At 66.6% G+C, this 10,424-nt stretch carries 13 protein-coding genes; 11 read left to right on the forward strand and 2 right to left on the reverse strand.

Translation table 11 applies throughout. The features are described 5' to 3' along the window. Positions 1–41: 41 nt before the first annotated feature. A complete protein-coding gene (locus AACQ43_RS06390) occupies positions 42–1,118 on the reverse strand; it encodes a methyltransferase (protein ID WP_168966552.1) in 1,077 nt (358 codons plus the stop codon). A gap of 18 nt (positions 1,119–1,136) precedes the next feature. Then, positions 1,137–1,601: a hypothetical protein gene (locus AACQ43_RS06395; protein WP_011707164.1), complete on the reverse strand. Its 465-nt coding sequence runs from the start codon at positions 1,599–1,601 to the stop codon at positions 1,137–1,139. Between the two features lie 176 nt (positions 1,602–1,777). Between AACQ43_RS06395 and AACQ43_RS06400 the strand changes: the two genes are divergently transcribed. The 11 genes from AACQ43_RS06400 to AACQ43_RS06450 are packed head-to-tail and all read left to right on the forward strand — an operon-like array spanning position 1,778 to position 10,396. After that, on the forward strand, positions 1,778–2,491 hold the full coding sequence (locus AACQ43_RS06400; protein ID WP_168966554.1) for a beta-ketoacyl synthase chain length factor: 714 nt from the start codon (positions 1,778–1,780) through the stop codon (positions 2,489–2,491). Then, positions 2,476–3,234 (forward strand): lysophospholipid acyltransferase family protein, encoded by a 759-nt coding sequence (locus tag AACQ43_RS06405; protein ID WP_168966556.1) that lies wholly within the window; start codon positions 2,476–2,478, stop codon positions 3,232–3,234. Before AACQ43_RS06400 ends, AACQ43_RS06405 begins: the two co-directional genes overlap by 16 nt. Before the next feature lie 17 nt (positions 3,235–3,251). Continuing rightward, complete coding sequence (locus AACQ43_RS06410; protein ID WP_029299230.1) at positions 3,252–3,518, forward strand: phosphopantetheine-binding protein; 267 nt, start codon at positions 3,252–3,254, stop codon at positions 3,516–3,518. Positions 3,519–3,521: 3 nt separating this feature from the next. Beyond that, positions 3,522–3,770, forward strand: coding sequence for an acyl carrier protein (locus AACQ43_RS06415; RefSeq protein ID WP_011707160.1), 249 nt, complete (start codon positions 3,522–3,524; stop codon positions 3,768–3,770). A gap of 19 nt (positions 3,771–3,789) precedes the next feature. Then, positions 3,790–4,377: a hypothetical protein gene (locus AACQ43_RS06420; protein ID WP_168966558.1), complete on the forward strand. Its 588-nt coding sequence runs from the start codon at positions 3,790–3,792 to the stop codon at positions 4,375–4,377. Then, the gene (locus AACQ43_RS06425) at positions 4,374–5,744 is read left to right on the forward strand and encodes an AMP-binding protein (protein ID WP_168966560.1); all 1,371 of its coding nucleotides are present in this window, start codon (positions 4,374–4,376) and stop codon (positions 5,742–5,744) included. Before AACQ43_RS06420 ends, AACQ43_RS06425 begins: the two co-directional genes overlap by 4 nt. Further along, positions 5,728–6,099 carry a 3-hydroxyacyl-ACP dehydratase FabZ family protein gene (locus AACQ43_RS06430; protein ID WP_168966562.1) on the forward strand — a complete coding sequence of 124 codons (372 nt, stop codon included), beginning with the start codon at positions 5,728–5,730 and terminating at the stop codon, positions 6,097–6,099. Before AACQ43_RS06425 ends, AACQ43_RS06430 begins: the two co-directional genes overlap by 17 nt. Then, a complete protein-coding gene (locus tag AACQ43_RS06435; protein WP_168966564.1) occupies positions 6,096–7,799 on the forward strand; it encodes a glycosyltransferase family 2 protein in 1,704 nt (567 codons plus the stop codon). Before AACQ43_RS06430 ends, AACQ43_RS06435 begins: the two co-directional genes overlap by 4 nt. Beyond that, positions 7,786–9,348: an HAL/PAL/TAL family ammonia-lyase gene (locus tag AACQ43_RS06440; protein WP_168966566.1), complete on the forward strand. Its 1,563-nt coding sequence runs from the start codon at positions 7,786–7,788 to the stop codon at positions 9,346–9,348. Before AACQ43_RS06435 ends, AACQ43_RS06440 begins: the two co-directional genes overlap by 14 nt. Continuing rightward, the gene (locus tag AACQ43_RS06445) at positions 9,345–9,785 is read left to right on the forward strand and encodes an acyl-CoA thioesterase (RefSeq protein WP_016351786.1); all 441 of its coding nucleotides are present in this window, start codon (positions 9,345–9,347) and stop codon (positions 9,783–9,785) included. The genes AACQ43_RS06440 and AACQ43_RS06445 overlap by 4 nt, the downstream gene beginning before the upstream one ends. Further along, the gene (locus tag AACQ43_RS06450) at positions 9,782–10,396 is read left to right on the forward strand and encodes an outer membrane lipoprotein carrier protein LolA (RefSeq protein ID WP_139393661.1); all 615 of its coding nucleotides are present in this window, start codon (positions 9,782–9,784) and stop codon (positions 10,394–10,396) included. Before AACQ43_RS06445 ends, AACQ43_RS06450 begins: the two co-directional genes overlap by 4 nt. Positions 10,397–10,424 lie beyond the last annotated feature (28 nt).

The following is a 10,424-nucleotide window of genomic DNA, read 5'->3' on the forward strand; positions in this document are numbered from 1 at the left end:
CTCCTTCTCGTTTCATCATCATCTCCATGCCGATGGCGGCATTATGGCCTCGTGTGCAATGGGCGGGCAACCAGCAGGGTGTGGCCCGGCCCCGGGATCTCGTGCTCGGCCTCCACGTGAAAGTGGGCCTCGCGCAGGCACTGGTACAGCTGTTTGGAGTGGTAGAAGCGGCTGTTGCCGTTGGCCAGACAGGTGAAGTAGAGGGAGGTGGCGTTGAGACTGAAACTGGCGGCTTCAAAGGATTGCCTGTCCCAGAACAGCTCCAGGATGCAGACCCGGGCGTCCGGTTTCATGGCCAGCCGGACCCGGTTCAGGATGGCGACGATCTGCGAGTGGCTGAAGCAGTCGAGAAACTGGCTCATCCACCAGATATCCGCCTCGCCGGGCAGGGGGCCCGCCTGCAGCAGATCCACCGGGTGGCCATGCACCCGCGCCGCCAGCCCCGCCTCCTCGATGTTGCAGCTGGCCAGCGCCAGCTGCTCGGGCAGGTCCAGGATGGTGACCTGCAGCGCCGGATCCCGCCTGGCGCAGGCGATGGCCCACTTGCCGGTGTTGCCGCCCAGATCGTAGAGGTGGCGCGGCTCGTAGCCGAACACCTTGTCCTGGGCCTGCAGGAAGGCCCAGTCGGAGTAGAAGTGATCGAAGGCAAACCAGCTGCGGCGGGCCGGTTCGGGCAGCTCGCTCAGGTGCGGATAGAGGGTCTGCCAGGGGCCGAACTCCTGCAGACCGGCGGGGGTGCCGTCGCGGATGGCGTCGAGCAGGTGGGCGAGGGGCTGATAGCAGACGTGCTGGGTGAAGTCGAGATTGACCCGGCTCATGGCGTCGTGCAGCAGGTATTTGCCGACCCGACCCAGCACATAGTGCTCCTCGCTCAGATAGCAGAGTCCGCCGCCGAGCCCCATGTCCAGCAGCACGCCGGCGCCGTATTCGCTGAGCTGACACGCCTGGGCGATGTCGGCCAGCGCGGACCCCTGCGAGCCGCGGGTCTCTAGATAGGCCAGCACCCCGGTTTCACGCAGGCACCAGCTGGCCTGAAACAGCATGGGCCCGAAGGCGATTTTCTGGGCCTCGCTGATGGCTTCCAGCGCGTTGTACGGATCCGCCTGATAGTGATTCACGGGGTGGCTCCTGCCGGATCAGCGGCTCTGGGTGCGGGCGAGTTCCGCCTGAATGGCCTGATTCAGACCCAGTACCCAGCGGTTATAACTGCGGTGGATGCTGCCCTTGCCTTTGTCGTCCAGATTGACGCTGCTCACATAATTAATGGAATAATCGCGAGCGCTATAAGGAATATTGATCACCGCCTGATGCTGGCGCACATTGACCTGGCCTCGAATTAGTCCTGGCTGCTCCTGGCGCATTACCCAGCTCTTGCTGATGCCGGCCGTAATAATGGCATTGGCCACCTGCTCTTCGGTCAGATTGAAGGGCACCGGATTGGCTGCCATATTGCGAATTGGCTGGCTGGTGGAGCAGGCGGCAAGCAGGGCACAGGCCAGCAGCAGGGATATTTTATTAATGAGTTTCATAATATTTTCCTTGGGAAGGATATTCATCAATTTGGGCGTGGCAATGAGACAACACAAATAGTTTATTTTCAATGACCAAGGCGGTGGATAATCTGCGCTGGCTATTATTTTTGATGAATAATGGTATTATCCGCCGGTATTAAACTGATGACGCCATTCAATGTCGTGGAGCAGGCACTGCCCGCCGGGTGAGTGCCTTTTATCGTCTTCGCGTCCACCCATCGATGTAAGGACAGGTTGCCCGAAACATGCTCTCTTTCTCGCTGCTGGATAGTCAGGCCCTGTCACCCGGTCTGGCCGATGAGGCTGCCTGGCAGGCGTGGGCGCAGCAGGGCTGTTGGCCTGTCGACCCGCCATTTCCCGCCACCCCCTTGCTGCCGATGATGATGGCGCGCCGCCTGAGTCAGGGCGCCCGGCTGGCGGTGCAGGTGGGGCTGAGCCTGCTGGCCCGCCACCAGATAGACAGTGCCGTCTTCGTCAGCCGCCACGGCGAGCTGGCCCGCTCCATGACCCTGCTGCAGGCGCTGGCGGACGGGCAGGCGTTGTCGCCCACCGATTTCTCCATGTCGGTGCACAATACCGCCGCCGGGCTCTGCTCCATTCAGGGCAAGGCCGCCATCCCCATGACCTCGCTGGCCGCGGGGGATAACAGCCTGATGGCGGGCCTGACCGAAGCGGTCTGCGCCCTGCAGGCCGGTGCCCGCCGGGTGTTGCTGGTGGCCTTCGAGGGGCCGGTGCCCGCGTTTCACCGCCCCTGGCTGGCGGAGGAGGCACCACCCCACGCGCTGGGGCTGGTGCTGACGGCGGGCGACCAGTGGCGCTGTGCGGGGGCGCATCGCACTGTCGATCCGGCCGGCCGCCCGCTGCCGCAGAGTCTGGCCTGCTGGCGTGCCCTGCTGCGAGGCGAGCCGACCCTGATCCTCGCTGACGGCCGTCAGGAGTGGAGATGGCAGCGTTGCTGAACCGGGGCTGGCGGCTGATCGGCACGGCTCTGGGCTTCACCCTGTTCGGGGTGGGGGGCTTGCTGCTCTCCCTGTGCTGGTTTCCGCTGCTGGCGCTCTGTCTGCGCGGCGAGCGGCGCCGTACCCTGGCCCAGCTCACCATTCGCCACAGTTTTCGTCTGTTTCTCGGCGTGCTGCGCGGCTGGGGAGTACTCGATTACCGCGTGAGCGGCATGCCCGCCCACTTGCGCGGTGCTCTGGTGGTGGCCAATCACCCCAGCCTGCTCGATTACGTCATGCTGGCGGCCGAGATGCCGGTGTGCGACTGCATCGTCAAGCAGTCCCTCTGGCGCAACCCCTTCATCGGCGGCGTGGTACGGGCTGCCGACTACCTGCCCAACGTGGCAGGCGAGGATCTGCTGGCCCTGTGCCAGGCGCGGATCCAGGCCGGCGGCCTGCTGCTGGTGTTTCCGGAGGGAACCCGCACCACCCCGGGCGAACCCATCAAGCTGCAGCGCGGCGCCGCCCAGCTGGCGGTGCGCAGCCAGGTGCCGTTGCAACTGGTGCGGATCCACTGCAGCACCCGATTTCTCACCAAGCAGGACAAATGGTTCAAGATCCCGGAAAATAAGCCGATTTTCACCATAGAATTCCTGCAGCAAGTGGCGGCGGACGAGGTGGTCGCCACCGGCCAGAGCAGTGCGCTGGCCGCCCGCCAGTTGACCCGGTTTCTCACCCAGGCCCTGCAACCGGGGCCCCAATGACAGCATGTGGAACAGTTATGCAAGACCTGCATCTAGAGATAAAACAACTCATCATCGACAGCCTCAACCTCGAGGGGCTCACCCCTGACGACATAGACAGTCAGGCGCCGCTGTTCGGTGACGGCCTGGGGCTGGACTCCATCGATGCGCTGGAGCTGGGCCTTGCCATCAAGGGCCGCTACGGCATCGTGCTCTCCGCCGAGGATGAAAACACCCGTCGTCATTTCGCCTCCGTCACGGCCCTGGTCGCCCTGGTGCAGGCCCAGTCGAAAGGGGAGGCCTGAGCCATGACCCGTGACGACATCTTTGCCCAGATCAAGGCCGCCCTCGTCGAGCTGTTCGAGGTCGATGAAGAGGCCATCACCCCCGAGGCCCGTCTCTATCAGGATCTCGAGCTCGACAGCATCGACGCCATCGATCTGGTGGTGCACCTGCAGAAGTTGACCGGCAAGAAGATCAAGCCGGAAGAGTTCAAGTCGGTGCGCAGCGTCAACGACGTGGTGGATGCGGTCGAGCGTCTGCTGGCCGACGCCTGATGCCGGTGCACGCCCTGCCATGATGCGCTGGCTCTCCTGGCTGGCCGGTGGTGCCCTGCTGCTCTACCCGCTGGCGGTCTACTGGGGGCTGACCCACGCCGGTCAGACTCCGCTGCTGCTCGGGTTGCTGCTCATCTTCTCGCTGCGACTCTTGCCCGGCCTGCTCAAGGGGCGGGTCCGGCTCGGCCCCTTGCCGGAGTGGCTCTGGCTGGGCCGCCTGCTGGCCTGCATCGGGCTGGGGCTGACCCTGCTGTCGGCCCTGTTCAGTGCCCGGCACTGGCTGCTCTACTACCCGCTGGCGGTGAGCCTGGCGCTGCTGTGCCTGTTCGGCTGGAGTCTGACCCGTCCCATGAGCCTGGTGGAGCGGCTGGCCCGCCTGCAGGATCCCGCTTTGCCGCCGGCAGCCATCGGCTACACCCGGCGGGTGACCCAGGTCTGGTGCGGCTTCTTCGTCATCAACGGCGCGCTGGCGGCCTTCACCATCTGGCACGGGGATCTGGCGCTCTGGAGCCTCTACAACGGCCTCATCAGCTACGCCCTGATGGGAAGCCTGATGGGCGCTGAGTATCTGGTGCGCCGCCGCCTGCTCAAGAGGCTGGCCCCATGACCCTGCTGCAAACTATCTGGCAGCGGGACGGCGAGCAGGTGGTGGCGTTCGGCCCGGATGGCGATGTGACTCTGGCCGAGCTGCGCCGCGGCAGCCTGCAGCTGGCGCGGGCCATGGCCCGTCTGGCCGGCCCAGATCGGTCCGGCATGCGCTGGGCGCTCTGTTTCGATGACAGCCTGCTGTTTGCCCAGGCGCTGCTCGCCTGCGCCCTCGGCGGGCACCGGGCCATCCTGCCGGGTCATCAGCGGCTGACCGGTCTGCAGGCGCTGCAGAGCCAGTTCGACGGCCTGCTCACCGACGGTGAGCTGCCGGGAACGGCGCTCATGGCGGCGCAGCTCAGGCTGCCGCTGCTGGCGGCGGATGACGAACCGGAGGCAGACGGCGCTGCTCTGTCGCCCGAGCGCCTCGATTTCACCCTGTTCAGCTCCGGCTCCACCGGCGAGCCCAAGGCGATCCCCAAGGCCTGGCCCCAGCTGGAAGCAGAGTTGCGGGTGCAGATGGCGTTGTGGGGTGAGCGGCTGGCGGGCACCCGGGTGCTGGCCAGCGTCAGTCACCAGCACATCTACGGCCTGCTGTTTCGCATTTTGTTGCCGCTTGGTCTCGGTATCCCCTTTGATCGTCGCAGCATCGACTACCCGGAGCAGCTGGCGCTGCAAACGGCCCCCTGGTGCCTGATCGCTTCTCCTGCGTTTCTGAGCCGGCTCGACCCGGCCATTGCCGCTGCCGGCTGCCGGCTGATCGTCTCCTCCGGCGGTCCCCTGCAACCGGGCGATGCCCAGCGGGCCAACATGCTGTTCGGTCAGCTGCCGGTGGAGATCTTCGGCAGCAGCGAGACCGGCGGCATCGGCTGGCGCCAGCGCCACCTGGTACATACCCCCTGGACGACGCTGCCCGGAGTCGAGGTGCGGGTCGGCCCGGATCAGAGCCTGCTGCTGCGCTCCCCCTTCCTGCCGACGGCGGAGTGGCTGGCCTGCGCCGATCGCATCGCCTTGCACGAGGGCGGTTTCGAGCTGCTGGGCCGCCAGGATCGGGTGGTCAAGCTGGAGGAGAAGCGCATCTCCCTCGACGAGGTGGAGGCGCGCCTGCAGGCACTGGCGGAGGTGGAGGCAGCCGCCGTGCTGCCGCTGCAACAGGGCCAGCGCCAGATCCTCGGCGCCGTGCTGGTGCTGAGCGAATTGGGCGCCGCCCGCTGGGCCGAGCTCGGGCCCGGGCGTTTCCTGCTGGCCCTGCGCCAGCAGCTGCGTCCCTGGCTCGAGCCGGTCGCCCTGCCGCGCAGCGTGCGCCGGGTCGCACAGATGCCCGTCAACGCCCAGGGCAAGCGCCCCTGGCCACAACTCAAGGAGCTGTTCGATGCGCCTCTCGGTTGACTCTCTGCCAGCGAACACCTTGCCCACCGTGCTGGCCTGCGAGACGCTGGCCGACGGGGTGCGCCTGCAACTGTGGCTCGATCCCGATTTGCCCTGGTTTGCAGGCCATTTTCCCGGTGCGCCCCTGCTGCCCGGGGTCACCCAGATCCACTGGGTGATGCACTATGCCGCCAGCCTGCTCAAGCTGGCGCAGCCGTTTCACGGGGTGGATCAGCTCAAGTTCCAGCGCCCCCTGCGCCCCGGGGCCGAGTGCAGCCTGTGTTTGCAGTGGCAGGCAGACAAGGGCCAGCTCCTCTTCCACTATCTGGTCGGCGATGAGCCGGCGAGCAGCGGCCGGGTGCGACTGATCCCATGACGCCCTGCATTCTCATCCCCTGTTACAACCATGCCGGCCCGCTGGCTGCCGTGCTGGCACGGCTGGCCAAATACGGGCTGCCCTGCCTGCTGGTCGACGATGGCAGCGAGCCGGTCACCGCCGCCGAGCTGGATGCGCTGGCCACGCGTTACCCCTGGGTCACCCTGCTGCGCCACCCCCACAACCAGGGCAAGGGTGGCGCCGTGATGACGGGGCTGCGCCGCGCCCATGCACTCGGCTTCAGCCACGCCCTGCAGGTGGATGCCGACGGTCAGCACGATCTGGCGGACATTCCGGCCCTGCTGGCCGAGGCGGACAAGCACCCGGCGGCGCTTGTCTCCGGCCGCCCGCTCTACGATGATTCCGTGCCCAAGGGGCGCCTCTACGGCCGCTACATCACCCATGTCTGGGTCTGGATCGAGACGCTGTCGTTCGCCATCAAGGACAGCATGTGCGGCTTTCGGGTCTATCCAGTGGCGGCCACCTGCGCGCAGCTCGAACGGGTGGCACTTGGCCGGCGGATGGATTTTGACACCGAGGTGATGGTGCGCCTCTACTGGGCCGGGGTGGCGGTGCGCTTCGTACCGACCCGGGTCATCTATCCCGCCGATGGCAGCTCCCACTTCCAGCTCTGGCGCGACAACCGCGACATCTCCTGGATGCACACCCGGCTGGTGTGCCGCCTGCTGTGGGATCAGCTGCTGCGTCTCTGCCGCTGGCCCCGCCGCCTCTGCGCCAGGGCGGCGCAGCTGTGGCGCGAGCGGCGCACCCACTGGTCGCACACCCCGGAGCGGGGATCCCTGCTCGGCATGCAGATCATGCTGGCCAGCTATCGCCTGCTGGGGCGGCGCGGGTTTTCCCTGCTGCTCTATCCGGTCATCGGCTACTTCTGGCTGACCGGCCGGGCCCAACGCCAGGCATCCCAAGCCTATCTGACCCGCCTCGAGTCCTTCGCCGATGCGAGCGGTGTGGCGTTGCCCGCCGAGCCGAGATCGAGCTTTCGCCACTTCCTGCGCTTTGGCGAGGCAGCGCTCGACAAGCTGGCGGGCTGGCGTGGCGACATCACCGAGCAAGAGGTTGAACTGGTGGGGGCGGAGCACTATCAGGCGGCCATCAACAGCGGTCAGGGGGTTTTGCTGCTGGGCTCCCACCTGGGCGATCTGGAGCTCTGCCGGGCGCTTGGCAGTCGCAAGCAGGGGCTGCGCATCAATGCGCTGGTGTTCACCCGCCACGCGGCCCGCTTCAACGCCCTGCTCAAACAGATCAACCCGGATTCGCACCTCAACCTGATCCAGGTGCAGGAGCTGGGGGCCGATACCGCCATCCTGCTCAAGGAGAAGCTGGAGCGGGGGGAGTGGGTGGTGATCGTCGGCGATCGCACCTCGGTGACCCGGGAGAAGCGGGTGATCTGGGCCGACTTTCTCGGCGCACCGGCCCCCTTTCCGCTTGGCCCTTTCGTACTCAGCAGCGTGCTGGGCTGCCCTGTCTACCTGATGTTTGGCCTCAAGGAGCAGGGCCGCTTTCGGGTGCATTTCGAGCCCTTTGCCGACGGCCAGCCCCTGCCGCGGCAGGGGCGTCAACAGATTCTTGCGTCCCGGGTGCAGGCCTATGCCGATCGCCTGCAGCATCACTGCCTGCAGGCCCCGCTGGACTGGTTCAACTTTTTTGATTTCTGGCAGCTGACCGATGAACAAGAGTGAGATGAAGTGCGTCACCTTCGGCGCCGAGCCGCTGACCATAGAGGACGTGGTGGCGCTGGCCGAAGGGCGCGCCACCCCCGCACTGAATCCGGATCCGGCCTTCATGGCCCGCATCCAGCGGGGGGCCGACTTTCTCGACCGGCTGCTGGCCGAAGAGGGGGTCATCTACGGGGTGACCACCGGCTACGGCGACTCGGTGACCCGGCCGGTACCGACCGAGCTGGTGCCTGAGCTGCCGCTGCACCTGACCCGCTTTCACGGCTGTGGGTTGGGGGCGGATCTCGAGCTCGATGCCGCCCGCGCCGTGCTGGCGACCCGGCTCTGCTCGCTGGCGCAGGGGGTCTCCGGGGTCAGCCCGGCCTTGCTCGAGAGGCTCTGCTGGCTGCTGGAGCAGGATCTGGTGCCGCGCATTCCGGAAGAGGGGTCGGTGGGCGCCAGCGGCGATCTCACCCCGCTCTCCTACGTTGCCGCCGTGCTGGTGGGGGAGCGTGAGCTTCATCACGATGGTGTGCTGCGCCCCGCCGCCGAGGTCTATCAGGAGCTGGGGGTTGCCCCCCTGACCCTGCGGCCGAAAGAGGGGCTGGCGCTGATGAACGGCACCTCGGTGATGACGGCGCTGGCTTGCCTCGCCTACGCCCGTACCGATTACCTGATGCGGCTGGCGACCCGGATCACCGCCCTGGTGAGCGTCGCTATGGTGGGCAACGCCTTCCACTTCGACGAGCGACTCTTTGCCGCCAAGCCGCACCCCGGCATGCAGGGCATCGCGGCCTGGCTGAGGGAGGACCTGGTGGCCGGCGAGCTGCCGCGCCACAGCGACCGGCTGCAGGACAGATACTCGTTGCGCTGTGCCCCCCACGTCATCGGGGTGGTGGCCGACAGCCTGCCCTGGTGGCGCCAGCTCATCGAAAACGAGCTCAACAGCGCCAACGACAACCCGCTGATCGACGGCGAGGAGGAGCACGTGATGCACGGCGGCCACTTCTACGGCGGCCACATCGCTATGGCGATGGACAGCATGAAGGCGGCCGTCGCCAACCTGGCCGACCTGCTGGATCGCCAGCTGGCCCAGCTGGTGGACAGCAAGTTCAACGGCGGCCTGCCGAGCAACCTCTCCGGCGCGCCAGAGGAGCGGCAGATGATCAACCACGGCTTCAAGGCGGTGCAGATCGGTGTCTCGGCCTGGACTGCGGAAGCGCTCAAGCAGACCATGCCTGCCAGCGTCTTCTCCCGCTCCACCGAGTGCCACAACCAGGACAAGGTGAGCATGGGTACCATAGCGGCGCGCGATGCGCTGCGGGTGCTGACCCTGACCGAACAGGTGGCGGCCGCCTGCCTGCTGGCGGCGGTGCAGGGTGTGGAGCTGCGTCTGGCCCGGCCCACCCCCTTCACCCGCCCGCTTGGCACGGCGCTGGTCGCCATGGTCGCGCAGGTGCGGGCCGAGTTTGCCCCGCTGCTGGAAGATCGGGGGCTCGAGCCCGAGCTGAGGGCGCTGATCGCCCGCATTCGCCAGCGTCACTATCCCCTCTATCAGGAATCTTCACTATGAGCCGTATCCAGACTACGCCTGAACCCTGGCAGATCAGCGCCGAAGTCGAGGTGACCATCCCATTCCACGATGTGGACATGATGGCGGTTGCCTGGCACGGCCACTACTTTCGCTACATCGAGCTGGCCCGCTGCGCCCTGCTCGATCTCATCGACTACAACTACCCGCAAATGGAGGCCTCCGGCTACCTCTGGCCCATCATCGACACCCGGATGAAGTACCTGGCGCCGTTGCGCTTCGGCCAGCGGGTGCGGGTGCGCGCCACCCTGACCGAGTACCAGAACCGCCTGAAGATCGACTACCTGCTGAGCGACGCCGCAAGCGGCACCCGCACCAGCAAGGGTTACAGCATCCAGGTGGCGGTCAGCAAGGCGAGCGGCGAGATGTGCCTGGCCTCGCCCCAGGTGCTGCTGGACAAGCTGGGGGTGAGTCAATGAGCCGGCTGACAAGGCCGCTGCTGGCCGGTCTGTTCCTGCTGCTGACATGGCCGCTGCAGGCGGCGCCCCTGAGCCGGGCCGAGGTGCAGCAACTGCTCGCCCTGAACGAGGCCAAGCAGGCCAGTTTCGAGCAGGAGAAGCAGGTGGCGGGGCTGAGCCAGCCGCTCAAAGCCTCCGGCGAGCTGCTGCTGGTGCGCGATCAGGGGCTCTGGTGGCAGCAGCAGAAACCCTTCCCGCTGACCCTTGTCCTGACGCCGACGCGCATGGTGCAGCAGATGGCGGGCCAGCCCGCCACCGTCATCGACAACCCCCAGCTGCTGGAGTTCAGTCAGATGCTGCTGGCGCTGTTCGGCTCGGACGAGGCGACCCTGAGCCGCTACTTCAGCATCGATTTTCACAGCACGGAGGCGGGCTGGCAGCTGGTGCTGGTGCCGACCCTGGCACCGCTCGACAAGGTGTTTGCCAGCCTCACCCTGAGCGGGCAGGGGCAGCTGGATCAGCTGCTCATCGCCGACAAGCAGGGCGACAGCACTCGCATCCGCTTCACGGCCTGGCGGGATCGCGCCCTGCCATTGACCCCTGAAGAGCAGGCCCGCTTTGCTGCCCACTAGCACGATAACGCGCCAGCGCGGCGCCCCC

Origin of the sequence: Aeromonas sp. DNRA1, from assembly GCF_963888745.1 — a bacterium.
In the GTDB taxonomy this organism is placed as follows: domain Bacteria; phylum Pseudomonadota; class Gammaproteobacteria; order Enterobacterales; family Aeromonadaceae; genus Aeromonas; species Aeromonas hydrophila.